Source organism: Streptomyces sp. ISL-100 (assembly GCF_018614615.1).
Taxonomy (GTDB): Bacteria; Actinomycetota; Actinomycetes; order Streptomycetales; family Streptomycetaceae; genus Streptomyces.
Window position 1 is genome coordinate 59,094 of the sequence record NZ_JAGGOK010000071.1, and the last position, 16,264, is coordinate 75,357.

A 16,264-nucleotide genomic window follows, 5' to 3' on the forward strand; every position below is an offset into this window, starting at 1 on the left:
AGTCGAACATGTTTCTGTTTCACCGGTGTCGGGAAGAACTGGGCAGCCGCTGCGGCCGTGCGGGACGGGTGCCGGCAGGGAGGAGTCGAGCGTGTCGCACAGGAACACCGTGGTTGCCGGCCCTGGGCAGGACGCCGGACGATCTCCGGCCGTGCCCGATCTCACCGACCTCGACCTGCGGACTTTACGCACCATGGACGATCCGGGACTTACCGAGGCGGTCGGCCATGTGCTGGAGCGGTCCCGGGAACTCGCCGAAGCGTGGTGGTCGGACGGCGAACCGACTCCGCGCTGAACAGCGGCGCTTTCCGGTCAGATGGATGGCCGGGCCAACCGGTCGCGCCGCCCCTGTGGCGAAGCCCGTCACAGGGGCGGCATGACCGCGGCTCCCCTGTCGGCAGCCCTGTTCGCCCGACTCGCCCGCACCCGGCCCGACGCCGCGTGCACCACCGCGTTACGGGCCGGGCTGCATGCCCGCAGGCTTCTGCTGCTGAAGTCCCTGCTGGCCCGCCTCGACCGGCAGCGCGCCACCGCGGCGCCGGCGGCGCGTGAACGCTTCGGCCGGCACTGGCAGTTGCTGGAGCACGCGGAACGACGCGACCCCGCCCTGGTCCGGGACGTACTCGACTACCCGATGACCGGCGCCTGGCTGGCCGGAGCCCTCGCCTCGCCCGAAGGCCCCGCCCTCGACCGGCACCTCGCGCACTTCGGCTCCATCGCCGCCACCGCCGCCGTGCGCGCGGGCTGCGACCTGCGCCTGGTCCTCGACGCACCCGCCGGGCTGCTTTCCCTGCCGGGTCTCGGCGCTCTGCGCTGCCCGGCCCACCGGGCCGAACTTCACGCCCGCGGCCGGAGCGTACGCATCACCGGCGGCGGCCGTACCGGCGCCCTCCTGCTGCGGCGGACCGGCAGCCGGCACCGGCCCGCGGGCGTTGGGCCCGGCTGGTCGCGGCTGCGCGTCCTGCCCGGCGGCGCCGCCGTCCTCGACGACCTCGACCCCTACCGGGTCCCGCCCGGCGGGATCGGCGCCGACGCCATGCCCGCGGCGGAACGGACCGCCGTCGCCGGGGAGCCCTGGGTGCGCCTGTGGCGGCAGGCCTTCGCGCTGATCGGGGCGACCGACCCCGGGCGGGCCGCCGAGATACGGGCCCTGCAACGGGTCGTCGTGCCCCTGGCCGTGACCACCGCGGCGTACGACGGGAGCCGCCCCATGAGCGCCACCCTGCGGGCGGCGCCCGGCAGCGTACTGACCTCGCTGCCGGCCGGACCGCACGAACTGGCCGAGGTGCTGGTCCACGAGACCCACCACACCAAACTGGCCGCGCTCCACGAGCGCGTACCGCTGTACCGGCCGGACGGCGAGGGTCTGCACCGGGTCGGCTGGCGGCCCGACCCGCGGCCGGTCGCGGGCGTGTTCCAGGGCGCGTACGCCCACCTGGCGCTCACCGACCTGTGGCGGCGGGCCGCGACCGGCGGCGGGGCACCGGTGGCCTGGCGGCGGCGCGCGGGGGAGCAGTTCGATCAGCATCGCGAACAGGTCGCGGAAGCCTTGTCCGTACTTCAGGAATCAGATGAACTGACCATTGAGGGGCGACAGTTCACCGGGGGGATGAGGGAGCACCACGCGAGCCTCGGCGCGACGCAACCGGCCTTTGGGTAACACTGTGTCAATCAGCCGTGACGTTCGGTCGGCGGGCGCGGGACTGGGCGCGAGACAGGGAGACGTACAGATGGTGGATCAGCGGCGGTCGGGCGGGTCCGGTGCGGCGGACCGCGGCGGCCAGAACGGGCCCGAGCATTTCCTCGTGGTCTTCCCCGGCTATCACCGGCCGTGGGCCAACTGGATCGCGCAACGCCTGGAGGCGCACGGCCACCGCGTCACCCTCCAGCGCTGGGACCCGCCCCGCGAAGTCCCGCTGGAAGAAGCGCTCGGCGACCTTCTGCTGTCCACCGGGCGGGTTCTGCTCGTCCTCAACGACTGGTTCTTCGAACTGGGACCCCGGGCCCCCGGTGAGTGGAACGACGTCCTGCGGGGGTACGTCGCCGACAAGGCGGAGCGGTTCGCAGCGGTCAACCTCACCAACCGCCAGCTGCCCCCCGCCACCGCCGTCCTCGAACCCGTCAGCCTGTGGGGCACGGGCGAGGAGGAGGCCGAGGAACGGCTCCTCGGCAGACTGGGCATCGAATTCCGGCGCGCCACCGGCCGCCGCTCCCCGGCGGGAGGCTCCCGCTTCCCGAACACACCCCCCGAGATCTGGGGAGAAGTCCCACGCCGCAACGGCCGGTTCACCGGCCGCGACGATCTGCTCACCGAACTCCAGTCACGCCTGACGGAAGCCGAGCGCGGCAATTCGGCCTGCACTCTCCTCGGCATGTCAGGCATCGGCAAGACCCAGATCGCCGCCGAGTACGCCCACCGCTTCAGCACCGAGTACGACGTCATCTGGTGGGTCAACTCCGACGACCGCAACATCCAGCGCGACCGCTTCGGCGAGCTCGCCGCCGAACTGGACCTGCGCAGCGGCAGCGAACCGGGTGAGCGCATCCGCGCCGTGCGTGACGCACTGCGGCGCGGTGACCCGTACAGCCGCTGGCTCATCATCTTCGACGGCTGGGACGACACCGACGGCGCGAACGTCCTGCTGCCGCACGGCCCCGGACACACCATCGTCACCTCCCGCAACCGGGGCTGGGGCGACCACACCGACGTACTCGAAGTGCCCAGCTTCGACCGCGCCGAGTCCACCGGCTACCTGATGCGGCGCGCCCCGCACATCACGTCGGCCCAGGCCGACGAGGTCGCGGCCGAGTTCAGCGACGTACCCCTGCCACTCGTCCAGGCCGCGTCCTGGCTCGGTGAGTCCCGGATGGAGGTGCCCGAGTACCTGCGCATGGTCCGCGAGGGCAGGCTGTCCGCGGTTGACGAACCCGTGGGGGACGGCTTCCCGCACTCCTCCCTCACCTCGTGGTCGATCCTCATCAACCGGCTCCGCCGCACCCAGCCGCAGGCCGTCGAAGTACTCAGCCTGTGCGCCTCCTTCGCGCCCGGCCGCATCCCGCTCGGTCTGGCCCGCGCCTACCCTCAGGCCGACCTGCCCGAGGACCTGCGGTGGATGAGCACCGACCTGCCGGCCTGGACCCGGGCCCTGGACACACTCGTCAACTACTCGGTACTCACCCGGGAGAGCCGGGGCCCCGTCAACACCGAGATGGGGCCGCACCAGGAGTCCGTGCACATGCACCGGCTCGTCCACGACATCGTGTCCCGGCTCACCAACGACGAACACCGCGAGGCCCACCGCAAGGCCGTACGGACCCTGCTCGCCGAGGCCGACCCCGGCAACCCGCTCGACAGCAGGCAGTGGCCGCAGTACGCCGAGCTGCTGCCCCACCTGGAGCCGTCCGGCGCGCTCAGCAGCCGCAACAGCCGGGTCCAGGCGGCCGTACTGAACTGCCTGCGCTACTGCGTGCGCAGCGGCGAGTCCACGGCCGGCACCCGGCTCGCCGAAAAGATCCGGACCCACTGGACGACATTCATGGACCCGCTGGCCCAGCACATGCTGGATCTCACCGCCCAGCAGAGCAACCTGCTGCTCGCCTCCGGCAGCAACCGTGAGGCGTACGAACTGGGGCGCGCCCTGCGGGACCGGCTGCTGGTCGCGCAGCCGCGCGACGAGCTCGGCGAACTCAGTGTCAACAGCGGCCTCGCCGGCAGCCTGCGCCGCCTCGGCCGGTACGACGAAGCGCTGGAGCTTCAGCGGCAGGTGCTGGCGGACGCGGAACGACTGCTCGGTGAGAACGAACTCACATCCCTCAGCGCCCGGCACAACCTCGGCGTCGGACTGCGGTTGCTCGGGCGCTACCGGGAAGGGTACGAACTCGACCTGGAGACCTTCAGCCGCCGCGAGAACGTGCTGCGCGCCCGCCACATCACCACCCTCAACTCCGGCAACGCGATCGCCCACGGCCTGCGGCTGCTGGGCCAGTACCGCGACGCCGTTGCCCGCCAGGAGCCGGTCGTACGGCTCCATGTCCAGATCCTCGGCCCGCAGCACCCACAGACCCTGTCGGCGCGCAAGCAACTGGCGCTCGCCAGGCGCCGCGAGGGCGGCTTCCCGCAGGACGTCGGCATGCTGATGGACAGCCTGATGGAACAGATGGAGCAGGTGCAGGGCCGTACCCACTACACGACCCTGTCGTTCATCACCGACTACGGGAACTTCCAGCGCGAACACGGCGACCTGGAGAAGGCCAAGGACCTGATCGCCGAGGCCGAGGCGGGCTACCGGGCGCTGCTCGGCCCCGCGCACCCCGTCGCCACCGGCATGCTCGCCAACACCGGTCTGGTGATGCAGGCGGCAGGCGACCGGAGCGAGGCCATGTCCATGTTCGAATCCGCGCTCGCCGGCCTGACCGCCACCCTCGGGCCCGACCACCCGTGGGTCCTGGGCTGCGCCCTCAACGCGGCCGGCGGGCGCAACTTCAACGGCCGGGTCGGGGACGCGGCGGAGCTGAGCCGGGACACGCTGCGCAGGTCCCGCCAGGTCCTCGGCGACGACCACCCGCTCACCCTGTCCTGCCAGACCGCGCTGGCCGCCGACCTGCGGGCCCTGCGGGAACGGGAGGAGGCCGACAAGGTCGAGGCGGACGCGCTGCTCACGCTCACCCGCACCCTCGGCGCCCAGCACCCGCACACGCTCTCCGCGCGCCAGCGCAACCGCCCGTACTGGGACTTCGAGGCGTACCTCGGCTGATTTGCCCGTACGCACCCAAAGGGCCCGGCGCCGCAAGATCGCTGCGGTGCCGGGCCCTTTGGGGCGTACAGGCGCTGATCAGGTCAGGCCGGTCAGGCCTCGAAGACCTCGTTCAGCAGCTGCTGCTGCTCCGCCTGGTGGCGCTTGGCCGAGCCGACCGCCGGGGACGAGCCGTGCGGGCGCGAGATGCGCCGCAGGCGCTCGCCGTGCGGGATGTCGGCGCCGACCGCCAGGTCGAGGTGGTCGATCAGGTTGAGTGCGATGAACGGCCACGCACCCTGGTTCGCCGGCTCTTCCTGCGTCCACAGGTACTTCTCGGCGTTCGGGTACTTCGCGATCTCCTGCTGGAGCTCCTTGCCCGGCAGCGGGTACAGGCGCTCGAGCCGGATGATCGCGGTGTCCGTGTTCTCGCGCTTCTGACGCTCCGCCGCGAGGTCGTAGTAGACCTTGCCGGCGCAGAAGACGACCTTGCGGACTGCGGCCGGGTCGACCGTCGTGTCGCCGATCACCGGGCGGAAGCCGCCCGTCGTGAACTCTTCCGCCTTCGACGACGCCGCCTTCAGACGCAGCATCGACTTCGGGGTGAAGACGATGAGCGGCTTGTGGTGCGGGTTGTGGACCTGCCAGCGCAGCAGGTGGAAGTAGTTCGACGGCAGGGTCGGCATCGCGACCGTCATGTTGTCCTGCGCGCACATCTGGAGGAAGCGCTCGGGACGGGCGGACGAGTGGTCCGGGCCCTGGCCCTCGTAACCGTGCGGCAGCAGGAGCGTGACGCCGGACGTCTGGCCCCACTTCTGCTCGGCCGAGGAGATGAACTCGTCGACGACGGTCTGCGCGCCGTTGACGAAGTCACCGAACTGGGCCTCCCACATGACCAGCGACTCGGGCCGGGCGAGCGAGTAGCCGTACTCGAAGCCCATGCACGCGTACTCGGAGAGCAGCGAGTCGTAGACGTTGTAGCGGGCCTGGTCCTCGGAGAGGTACTGGAGCGGGGTGTAGTCCTCGCCGGTGTTCTGGTCGACGAGAACCGCGTGGCGCTGGCCGAACGTACCGCGGCGGGTGTCCTGGCCGGACAGCCGGACCGGGACGCCCTCCATCAGCAGGGAGCCGATGGCGAGGGTCTCGCCCATGCCCCAGTCGATCGTGCCGTCCTCCACCGAGGCCGCGCGGCGCTGCATCTGCGGCATCAGGCGGGGGTGGACGGTGATCCGGTCGGGGATGTTGACCTGGGACTCGGCGATCCGCTTGACGATCTCCTGGGAGACCGCCGTCTCGATGGCCACCGGGAACTCGGCCTGGACCTCCGGGGTGTGGGCCGGAGCCGGGTTCGAGGTGGCTTCGCGGACCTCCGCGAAGACCTTCTCCAGCTGGCCCTGGAAGTCCTGGAGCGCCTGCTCCGCCTCTTCCAGCGTGATGTCGCCGCGACCGATCAGCGACTCGGTGTAGAGCTTGCGCACCGAGCGCTTCACGTCGATCAGCGTGTACATCTGCGGGTTGGTGAACTGCGGGTTGTCGCCCTCGTTGTGACCGCGGCGGCGGTAGCAGATGAGGTCGATCACGACGTCCTTGTTGAAGGACTGGCGGAACTCGAAGGCGAGCCGCGCGACGCGGACCACGGCCTCCGGGTCGTCGCCGTTCACATGGAAGATCGGCGCCTCGATCATGCGGGCCACGTCGGTCGCGTACATCGAGGAACGCGAGGACTCCGGGGCGGCGGTGAAGCCGACCTGGTTGTTGATGACGATGTGGATCGTGCCGCCGGTGCGGTAGCCCCGCAGCTGCGACATGTTGAGCGTCTCCGCGACCACACCCTGGCCGGCGAAGGCCGCGTCGCCGTGGAGGGCGAGGGGCAGAACCGTGAAGTCCGTACCGCCCTTGTTGATGACGTCCTGCTTGGCGCGGGCGACACCCTCCAGGACCGGGTCGACCGCCTCCAGGTGCGAGGGGTTGGCGACGAGCGAGACCTTGATCTGCTCCCCGTCGAGACCGGTGAAGGTGCCTTCGGCGCCCAGGTGGTACTTGACGTCGCCGGAGCCGTGCATCGACTTCGGGTCGAGGTTGCCCTCGAACTCCCGGAAGATCTGCGCGTACGACTTGCCGACGATGTTCGCCAGGACGTTCAGGCGGCCGCGGTGGGCCATGCCGATGACGACCTCGTCCAGGCGCGACTCGGCGGCGCTGTCGATGACCGCGTCGAGCAGCGGGATGACGGACTCGCCGCCCTCCAAGGAGAAGCGCTTCTGGCCGACGTACTTCGTCTGCAGGAAGGTCTCGAAGGCCTCAGCGGCGTTCAGCCGGCGCAGGATGCGCAGCTGCTCCTCGCGCTCAGGCTTGGCGTGCGGGCGCTCCACGCGGTCCTGGATCCACTTGCGCTGCTTCGGGTCCTGGATGTGCATGAACTCGACGCCGACGGTCCGGACGTACGAGTCGCGCAGCACACCGAGGATGTCGCGCAGCTTCATCATCGACTTGCCGGCGAAACCGCCGACGGCGAACTCGCGCTCCAGGTCCCAGAGCGTGAGGCCGTGCTCGTTGATGTCCAGGTCGGGGTGCTTGCGCTGCTTGTACTCCAGCGGGTCGGTGTCGGCCATGACGTGGCCGCGGACCCGGTAGGAGTGGATCAGCTCGAAGACGCGGGCGGCCTTGGTGACGTCGTCGTCGTGGGAGACGTCGATGTCCTTGAGCCAGCGGACCGGCTCGTACGGGATCCGCAGCGCTTCGAAGATCTGGTCGTAGAAGTCGCTCTCGCCGAGCAGCATGTTGGCGAGGATCCGCAGGAACTCGCCGGAGGCGGCGCCCTGGATGACCCGGTGGTCGTACGTCGAGGTCAGGGTCATGACCTTGGAGATGCCCAGCTTGTTCAGGGTGTCCTGCGAGGTGCCCTGGAACTCGGCCGGGTAGTCCATCGCGCCGACGCCCATGATGAGGCCCTGTCCGGGCATCAGGCGGGGCACGGAGTGGACGGTGCCGATGCCGCCCGGGTTCGTCAGCGACGCCGTGACGCCGGTGAAGTCGTCCATCGTCAGCTTGTTCGCGCGGGCGCGGCGGACGATGTCCTCGTACGCCTGCCAGAACTCGAAGAAGTTGAGCGTTTCGGCCTTCTTGATGGCCGCGACGACGAGCTGGCGGTCACCGTTGGGCTTGACCAGGTCGATGGCCAGGCCCAGGTTGACGTGGGGCGGCTTCACCAGGGTCGGCTTGCCGTCCTTCTCCGCGAAGGAGTAGTTCATCGACGGCATGGCCTTGAGGGCCTGCACCATCGCGAACCCGATGAGGTGCGTGAAGGAGACCTTCCCGCCCCGGGCGCGCTTGAGGTGGTTGTTGATGACGATGCGGTTGTCGAACAGCAGCTTCACGGGGACGGCGCGCACGGACGTGGCCGTGGGCAGTTCCAGTGAGGCGTTCATGTTCTTGGCGACCGCCGCGGACGGACCGCGCAGCGTCACGTACTCGGGGCCCGCGGGGGCCTCGGTGGCGGGCTGGGCCTTGGGCTCGGCCTTCGCCTTCGCGCCGGCCTGCTGTGCGGCGGCCGGTGCGGGGGCGGAGGCGGGCTTGGCGGCCGGAGCTGCCGGTGCGGCGGCCGGTGCGGCCGTCGCGGGGGCCGGGGCCTGGGCCGCGGGCTTTGCCGCAGCGGGTGCGGCAGGCGCGGCGGGGACCGGCTGGTTGGCCGCGGGCGTCGCCGGGGTGGCGGGCGCGGCGGGTGCCGGAGTGGCCTGGGCCGGCTGTGCGGCGGCCCCGGTCACGTCTTCGGCTTCGGGGGTGGCGGACTTCTCCGCCGCCGGGGTGGATCCGGGCTTGTAGTCGGCGAAGAAGTCCCACCAGGCGCGGTCGACCGAATTCGGGTCCTGGAGGTACTGCTGGTAGATCTCGTCGACGAGCCACTCATTGGGACCAAAGGCAGCGGCAGGGTTCTTCCCTTGCCCGTCTTGGTCGGTCGAGACGCTCGGGCTACTGGGGGACTGAGACGACACGGCGTTAACCGCCCTCTTCCGCTTCGCAAGGTGATGGACAGCGGAAATAAAGGCTACGCCTCCCCGGCCGAGAGGTGCAGGCCGGGCGGGCCTTCCGTCGCGTAAGTCACATCGGAGTGCTGGTTTCGTCGCATGGAATGGCGGGAAACAAGCGTGGTTCCGGTGTGGTCCGCTGTGGTCCGGGTAGGACGGACCGTGGTTACGGCCCACTTTGGGCCGCACCCCCAATGGATGACACGCAGAACGTGTGCTTCCGGTTCGACCCTACGTCAACTCGCCGGCCGGGGGCTTCCCGGAAGAGTGACCTGGATCCGGCAGCCACGTGCGGATTCGGCCACTCCGATCCGCCCGCCGTGCAGATCCACCGCCCAGCGCGCGATCGCGAGCCCCAGGCCCGTACCGCCGTCGCTGCCCGGCCCGTGCGGCGCCGGCAGGCTGCCGCGGTTGAAACGCTCGAACACCCGGTGCCACTCGGACTCCGGTATTCCGGGGCCCTCGTCCAAGACCTCCAGGTCCAGACTCTCCGGCTGCGTACCGCGCCGGGCACGCACAGTGACACGCCCGTGCGGCGGGCTGTGCTTGACCGCGTTGTCGAGGAGATTGGCGACGACCTGGTGCAGCCGCTCGATGTCCGCGTGCGCGGTCAGCTCGGGCGGCGAGACATCGAGGTGCAGATGCACGTCGGTACGCGTATGACTGCCGGACCCGGAGGCGAGAGAGCGCTGCGAGGCGATCACATTGACCTCCTTGAGCACGCCGGAGAGGTACGGCCAGACCTCGAAGCGGTGGGCCTTGAGCGGTACGACGCCGTTGTCGAGGCGGGACAGGTCGAGCAGCGTCTCGACGAGCCGGCCGAGCCGCTCGGTCTGTTTCAGCGCCGTACGCATCGTCTCGGGATCCGCGGCGGACACCCCGTCCACGACGTTCTCCAGCACGGCTCTCAGCCCCGCGATGGGGGTTCTGAGCTCGTGCGAGACATTGGCGACCAATTCCTTGCGGTGCCGGTCCACGGCCTCCAGATCGTCCGCCATGCGGTTGATCGTGGCGGCCAGGTCACCCAGCTCGTCCCGGCGGCCCGCACCGCGCACGCGCCGGGTGTAGTCACCGTGCGCGATGGACTTGGCCACCGTCGTCATCTCGTCGAGAGGTGACGTCAGACTGTGGGCCACGAACTGGGTGATCAGCATCGACGCGATGACGGAGAAGACCGTGATGAAGCGCAGCTCGGTCTTGGTGCGGAGCGCGACGAGGATGAGCCCGGTGGTGATGAAGACCGAGACGACGACGAGTGTGCCGAGCTTGGTCTTGATCGAGAAGGGACGCAGCCCGTTCCCCTGCCTGGTCCCGTTCCCCGGCCTGGTCATGCTGGTGGAGTCTCCAGGGCGTACCCCACACCATGAACCGTACGGATGCGCTCCGCGCCGATCTTCCGCCGCAGCGCCTTGATGTGGCTGTCGACGGTCCTGGTGCCCGACGCGTCCGCCCAGTCCCACACCTCGGCGAGCAGCTGCTCGCGCGAGAGCACGGCGCGCGGCGTGTTCGCCAGGCACACCAGGAGGTCGAACTCGGTCGGAGTGAGGTGTACGTCGTCACCGCGCACCCGGACGCGGCGCTGCGCGTGGTCGATCTCCAGCTCGCCGAGGCGCAGGATGCCGCTGCGCGGCGTCGAGGCGGCGAGCGTGGCCCGCTCGACCCGGCGCAGCAGGACGTGCACCCGGGCCGCGAGCTCGCGCATGGAGAACGGTTTGGTCATGTAGTCGTCGGCGCCGACTCCGAGCCCGACCAGCATGTCGGTCTCGTCGTCGCGCGCCGTCAGCATCAGTACCGGCACGGGCCGCTGCGCCTGGACGCGGCGGCAGACCTCAAGTCCGTCGAAGCCCGGCAGCATGATGTCGAGAACCATCAGATCGGGCTGCCACGCCTCGGCGGCGTCCACCGCGGCGGGTCCGTCGACGGCCGTCTGCACCTGAAAGCCCTCGGCGCGAAGTCGCGCGGCAATGGCGTCGACGATGGTCGCGTCGTCCTCGACGACCAGCACCCGGCGCTGAGCGCCCGGAGTGGCCGCGAGGCCGTTGTGGCTGGTGTGTGTCTGCTGCTCCATTGCCCCGCCCCTGGGAGTTCTCTTCTATCCCACGTGTAGGGCAGCAGCGTAGATGCACTGACAGCGTCCCGGCTACGCAGGGCGAACCGCGAGATGGACCACGTCAGGAACGCCCCGGGCAACTTGGATCTCTTCCGTCCTAACCAAGTTGAATCCGGCATTCCGCAACGCATCCTCGAATGCGGCGGACGGTTTGGCCGACCAGACGGCGAGGATTCCCCCTGGTCTCAGCCGTCTCATGCACCCCGCGAGCCCCTGCGGGGAGTAGAGATTGGCGTTGTCGTCGGTCACGGTCCAGTCGGGCCCGTTGTCGATGTCGAGGCAGAGCGCGTCGTACCTGTCCTGGTATGTACCAACGCTCCCGATCCGGTTTTCGCAAACGTAATCCACCAGATCGGTGTGAATGATCTCGCATCGTGGATCGGCGAGCGCGTCGCCGGAGATCCGTGCGAGTGGTCCCTCGCGGTGCCAGTCGATAATCGCCTGCTCACGCTCGATAACCGTGATCCGCCCCCAGCGCGACTGCGCGGCGGCGCGGGCGAGCGAGAAGCCGACGCCGAGGCCGCCGATGAGGAGGGCGGGGGCCGGGCGGTCGGTGTCGGGGCTGGGGAGTGCTTCTAGGGCGGCGTCGATGAGGAGGCGCTCGGAGCGGCCGTCGGAGGTGTCCATCAGGAAGCAGCCGTTGGCGATGATCTCGAAGTGCGCTCCGCGCTCCCGCAGAACGACTTCGCCGTAGGGGCCCTCGCGCCGGTCGATGGTGGTGGCGGTGGCGGTGGCGTGCGGAGCCTGGGTGGCCATGGGGGAACCTCCTGGGGACGGTTCGGTGCTTCCTTCGGTCGTCGGGGGCCATCCTGGCGTCGCGAAGACGGCGTGAACAAACGATTTCGGGCAGGGGGACCCGGACGGATTACGGGGGCGGCGGAGGTGGAAGGGCCGAGTCCAGGGGGACCCGGCCCTTCCGTCGTACTTCGTGCGCGGGGGCGTCAGGCGCGTCCGTCTTCGGGGCGCGCCCCGCGACGTACATACAGCGCCACTCCCGTCACGAACGCCACACCCGCCACCACCCAGGCGGCCACCTGCGGCCCCGGCTGCATCCACCACGCCCACACGGCGGCGGCGCCGCCGGGGGCGCGGGGGGCGGCCAAGTACACGGCGCCCCCGTACAACGTCATCGGCAGCCAGCTCAGCCGTGCCCCGAGCAGCGCGGCCGCGGCCGCTGTCACCCCGGTGGCGCCCAGGACGTTACGGACCATGGCGGGCGCGCCGAACGCTTCGGGGTGGCCGGGCACGGCCAGTGCGAGCAGCCCGCCGGCGAGAACTGTGAGCGCGAGCAGATGCACCAGGCGGCGCGGCCACCAGGGGCGTACCGAGGTGCGGTCCAGCTCCTCGGTGTGCGAGTACAGGCCGACGCCGACCGCGGCGGTCACCAGCAGCGGCGCGAGCGCCAGGACCGGGACGCGAGCGGTGTGGTCGAAGTACGGCCGGTCCTCCAGCCAGTCGGCGGTCCAGGCGGCGGTCGCCGCGATACCGACGACCGAGGCGACGGTGAGCGGGACAGCGCGGGAACGGATGTACGGGTGGAGGTGTTTCGCGGCGGTCGGGGGCGTCAGGATCGTCAGGGTCCGGGCGCCGGCGCCCCTGGTGGCGCTCACAGGACCGGCACTTCGGCCGGCGTGCAGTTCTTGCTGGTCGCCAGGTAGCGCCCGAGCCATTCCCTGCGCTCTTCGTCGCCCATCGTCTTGAGCCGGGCGGTGCCGTCAGGCGTGGAACTGGGCGCGGAGGTGGTGGCGGAATTGGGGGCGAAGTTACTTCCGGTGTGGTCGAGGGGCGCCAGCCAGCTCAGGACGGCCGCGTCGGTAAGAGCGACCCGTTCGCTGCCGGCCCTGTCCTTGTTGAGGGCCGTCTCCGGGCACTGCCGCCGCATCAGCGACGCAGCGGTCTGGAGGGCGTAGTCGTCGGGATCGGTCAGCTTGTTGCGTACGACGCTCCAGCCCCGCGACACGTCCGGCAGCGCCGCCTCGCCCTCGTCCGCCCGCGGCTTCTGGTGGCTGTCCAGGTAGGCGACCGGCGCACCCTTGACGCCTTCCAGCCGGGAGGTGACCCCGGTCAGGGCCTTGGTGACCTCGGGGAGCAGCGCGCCGTCCAGGCCGCTCACGCAGATCTTCGGGGCGGATCCGCTGCAGATGGCGCGCCTGAGGGCCGGGTCTTGCCGCCACATATCGAAACCCGTCTGCGTGATGAGCGTGGCGGCCGCGAGCGTGGCGGCCAGCGGCAGGAGTGCGACGGCCCGCAAGCGTGCGGCGTACGCGAGCAGCGCGGCGAGGCCGAGACCCCCCAGCCACACCACCGTCACAGGGCCCTGCCACCACACGGGGAGATAGCTGCCGGCGTCCGTAGTCACGGCCGGGCTGAGGAACCGGACGTCCGAGGAGAGGTACGAGGGGAAGCCGACGGTGACGTACATGAGCGCCGCTGCGACGGGCGCGCTCAGTCGCCAGGGGATCAGCCGCCCGGCGACGAATCCGAGGACGGTGGCTGTCCCGAGCCAGGCCGCGTCGGTCAGCGCGATCGACAGGAGCGGGCTGCCGCTGAACGCGTACGGCCAGGTGGCGAGGAGAACGACGGCCGCGGCGGCGACGTATCCCGCCAGGATCCACAGCACCAGCGGCGCGAGGCAGAGAAGGGTCTGGGCGAGCGGCGTACGGACGCTGGTTTCGCGCAGCTCCGTCATGCCGCGCCGACGCTCGCGACCGCCCTGCCAGCATCCGACGGCGGTCGCGAGCGGGCCGCCGAGCAGGGCCGAGGCGGAGTGCAGCAGGCTTTGCGTCTCGCCCCAGCTGCCTTGCCACTGGGCCGCCTTGAAGACCATGGGCGCGATCAGGGTCACCATGACGGCGATTCCCAGCCAGGGGCCTATGCCACGGCGCAGCTCGGCACGCAGGGGCGCAAGCAGCCGCGGGGGTCGGGTGGTGGTGGCGGTGGTGGGTCGGGAGGAGGTGTCGGTGTCCGTACTCGGGCGGGGGCTTGTCCCGGTCGTCATCGGGCCGCTCCCGTCGTGCGGTGGGTGCGCAGGGCGGCGGTGTAGCCGCGTTCGATCGGGTTGTCGCCCAGGGCGGGGTCGTCGTCGCCGTTCGCGAGCCCGGAGAGCTGCTCGGGTGTGCCGCGGTAGGCGACGCGGCCCTGCTCGATGAGCGTGACCGCCGTGCAGGCAGCCGTTACGTCTTCCACCAGGTGGGTGGAGACGATCACTGTGGAAGCGGTGCCCAATTCGCGGAGCAGTGCTCTGAATTCGACGCGCTGCTCCGGATCGAGACCGGCGGTCGGCTCGTCGAGCAGCAGGATGTCCGGCTCGTTGACGATGGCCTGCGCGATTCCGACCCGCCGCACCATGCCGCCGGACAGTGACTTCACCTTCGCGTCGATTCGGTCGGTCAGCCCGACCCTTTCAACCGCCCGCTCCACCGCCTCCGGCGTGGCCGCCGCAGGCATCTCTTTCAGCCACGCGACGTACGCGACGAACTCCCTCACCGTGAAGCCGGGGTAGTACCCGAATTCCTGTGGCAGATACCCCAGCCGACGGCGTACAGCAGAACGCTCGCGGTGCCCCGACATGTCGCTGCCCAGCAGCTCGACCCTGCCCGCAGTCGGTGTGGCGACCGTGGCCAGTACCCGGATGAGGGAGGTCTTGCCCGCACCGTTCGGCCCGAGGAGGCCATGCACGCCGGTACCGAAGTCCAGGTCGACGGCGTCGAGTGCGGTGGTCTTGCGGTGCCGGACGGTCAGCCCGGCGACGGCGACGGCCGTTGCTGTCGTGGCTGCTGTGGTGTTCAAGAGAACTCCAGTCGGTCGAAGGAGGTACGGCGCAGGGCGAGCAGCCCCGCGAAAAGTGCGGCGGCGGCGGCCCAGCCGCCTTGGGTCAGGGGCCCGCCGAGGTAATCCGCGACGGGAAAGGCGGCCAGGTCGCCCGGGAGCCGGCTGCCGGCAGGCCCCGGCGCGGTCACCACCGGCAGCACCACGGCCAGCCCCCACGCGGAGCCGATGGCTCCGGCGGCGGGTCGGCACCCGACGTACGATCCGAGCGCCAGCGCCCCGATGGTCAGCGCGAGCCCGGGCAACAGCCAGGCGGCCGCGCCGGGAACGCCCGGGGCAGTGGGGAGTACGGCCCCGGCGGCGGTCAGCAGCGGGAGGCTCACGCCGAGCACGGCGGCCGTCCGGAGCAGGAGAAGCCGCAGGCCGCCGGAGGGAGTCGAGGCGCTGATCTCGTACATCGGATCGGCATGCCTGCCGTACGAGACGGCGACCCCGGCCAGGGGCAGCAACGGAGCCAGCGCGAGCAGCAGCGGCCGGGCCCCGTCGAACCCGGCGCCGTACGCCAGCCCGACCGCCCCGGCCCCCACGAGTACGACGGCCACCACCCAGGCCCCCCGCAAGGCGGGCCCGGCGCTCCACACCACCCGCCCGAAGCGCCCCCCGGAGCTTCGGGCGGGCCTGGGCCGGGGCTGCCTCGGTACTGCTGGTGTCGCGGCGGCGAGTACCGCTTCCCTGAGGGACGCGAGCGCGGGGCCGGCTGCGCCTGCCCGTACCGCTGCCGAGACCCGGTTCGCGCACTTCCCGCACGCCTCGACGTGCTTCTCCAGCGACCATGCGTCGGGCTCTGCGATCGTCCCGGCTGCGTAGCGCGCTGCCAGAGAGTCGTCCACGTGCCAGGTCGCGTGCCGAGCCGAACCCGGTGCGGCTGAATGCCGTTCCGCCGTCATGCTGTGCCTCCCAACGGCTTGTTCCTGCTGACTGCGTCGGCCACAGCGGTGACTGCGGTCGCTGAGGTCATTGCGCTCAATGAGGTCAGTTCCGCCAAGGCCTCGCGCAACTCGCGCCGTGCCCGCATCGCCCGGGTTTTGACCGTGCCTTCCGCCAGGCCGAGCAGGCGGGCGGTCTCGCGGGTGGTCAGCCCGTCGATCACCGTCGCGCGCAGGACATCGCGCAGCTCGGGCGAGATCCGGTCGAGGGCGGTGCCGACGTCCCCGTACTCCAGCCCCGCCAGCACCCGTTCCTCAGCGGAAGGCGCCGCCCCGGAGGGCACGAACTCGGCGCGTTCGGCCCGGTCCGACCGTTCCGCCCGCGTCCGCGCCCGCTGGGCGTCGACCAGCCGACGTGCGGCGATCACCCACAGCCACCCGCCGGCTTCCCCGCCCCGGTGCGAGCCGGCCGACCGCCAGGCCGTCACGAAGGTGTCCTGGAGGACTTCTCGTACGGTCTCGGGGTCAGCGCAACGCCGGGTCAGCCGGGCGTGCAGCCACCCTGCGTGCCGGTCGTAGAGCGCGGCCAGCGCCTCCGAGTCCCCTTTGGCGACGGCGCGGAGCAGTGCCGCGTCGTCGGCGGCGTGGTTGTCGGCGTCGGCGTCGGCGTTCCGGTCTCCCCCCGAGGGGCGCATCAGTCTC

At 70.9% G+C, this 16,264-nt stretch carries 12 protein-coding genes; 3 read left to right on the forward strand and 9 right to left on the reverse strand.

The window, feature by feature from the left end; genetic code table 11:
- The first annotated feature begins 151 nt into the window (after positions 1-151).
- The 3 genes from fxsA (at position 152) to fxsT (ending at position 4,754) form a co-directional block, all read left to right on the forward strand.
- On the forward strand, positions 152-295 hold the full coding sequence (gene fxsA / locus J7E89_RS30900) for an FxSxx-COOH cyclophane-containing RiPP peptide (RefSeq protein WP_251061344.1): 144 nt from the start codon (positions 152-154) through the stop codon (positions 293-295).
- A gap of 81 nt (positions 296-376) precedes the next feature.
- A complete protein-coding gene (locus tag J7E89_RS30905; RefSeq protein WP_214977933.1) occupies positions 377-1,660 on the forward strand; it encodes an HEXXH motif-containing putative peptide modification protein in 1,284 nt (427 codons plus the stop codon).
- A 70-nt stretch (positions 1,661-1,730) separates the two neighbouring features.
- Complete coding sequence (gene fxsT, locus J7E89_RS30910; RefSeq protein WP_214977935.1) at positions 1,731-4,754, forward strand: FxSxx-COOH system tetratricopeptide repeat protein; 3,024 nt, start codon at positions 1,731-1,733, stop codon at positions 4,752-4,754.
- 92 nt (positions 4,755-4,846) lie between these two features.
- Here the strand turns inward: fxsT and J7E89_RS30915 are convergent, their stop codons facing one another.
- The 9 genes from J7E89_RS30915 to J7E89_RS30955 all read right to left on the reverse strand — a co-directional run bounded on the left by J7E89_RS30915 (position 4,847) and on the right by J7E89_RS30955 (position 16,257).
- Positions 4,847-8,725: a multifunctional oxoglutarate decarboxylase/oxoglutarate dehydrogenase thiamine pyrophosphate-binding subunit/dihydrolipoyllysine-residue succinyltransferase subunit gene (locus J7E89_RS30915; protein ID WP_214977937.1), complete on the reverse strand. Its 3,879-nt coding sequence runs from the start codon at positions 8,723-8,725 to the stop codon at positions 4,847-4,849.
- A 269-nt stretch (positions 8,726-8,994) separates the two neighbouring features.
- The gene (locus J7E89_RS30920) at positions 8,995-10,089 is read right to left on the reverse strand and encodes a HAMP domain-containing sensor histidine kinase (RefSeq protein WP_214977939.1); all 1,095 of its coding nucleotides are present in this window, start codon (positions 10,087-10,089) and stop codon (positions 8,995-8,997) included.
- Entirely contained in the window at positions 10,086-10,826 is a 741-nt protein-coding gene (locus tag J7E89_RS30925; protein ID WP_214977941.1) for a response regulator transcription factor, read from the reverse strand. The genes J7E89_RS30920 and J7E89_RS30925 overlap by 4 nt, the downstream gene beginning before the upstream one ends.
- Positions 10,827-10,898: 72 nt before the next feature.
- A complete protein-coding gene (locus tag J7E89_RS30930) occupies positions 10,899-11,624 on the reverse strand; it encodes a spermidine synthase (protein WP_214977943.1) in 726 nt (241 codons plus the stop codon).
- 185 nt (positions 11,625-11,809) lie between these two features.
- Positions 11,810-12,436, reverse strand: a complete 627-nt coding sequence (locus tag J7E89_RS30935; RefSeq protein WP_214978009.1) for a hypothetical protein — start codon at positions 12,434-12,436, stop codon at positions 11,810-11,812.
- A 38-nt stretch (positions 12,437-12,474) separates the two neighbouring features.
- The gene (locus tag J7E89_RS30940; protein WP_214977945.1) at positions 12,475-13,866 is read right to left on the reverse strand and encodes a hypothetical protein; all 1,392 of its coding nucleotides are present in this window, start codon (positions 13,864-13,866) and stop codon (positions 12,475-12,477) included.
- Positions 13,863-14,657, reverse strand: coding sequence for an ABC transporter ATP-binding protein (locus J7E89_RS30945; RefSeq protein ID WP_214977947.1), 795 nt, complete (start codon positions 14,655-14,657; stop codon positions 13,863-13,865). Before J7E89_RS30945 ends, J7E89_RS30940 begins: the two co-directional genes overlap by 4 nt.
- On the reverse strand, positions 14,654-15,583 hold the full coding sequence (locus J7E89_RS30950) for a zf-HC2 domain-containing protein (protein ID WP_214977949.1): 930 nt from the start codon (positions 15,581-15,583) through the stop codon (positions 14,654-14,656). The genes J7E89_RS30945 and J7E89_RS30950 overlap by 4 nt, the downstream gene beginning before the upstream one ends.
- On the reverse strand, positions 15,580-16,257 hold the full coding sequence (locus J7E89_RS30955; RefSeq protein ID WP_214978011.1) for an RNA polymerase sigma factor: 678 nt from the start codon (positions 16,255-16,257) through the stop codon (positions 15,580-15,582). The genes J7E89_RS30950 and J7E89_RS30955 overlap by 4 nt, the downstream gene beginning before the upstream one ends.
- Positions 16,258-16,264: the final 7 nt, after the last annotated feature.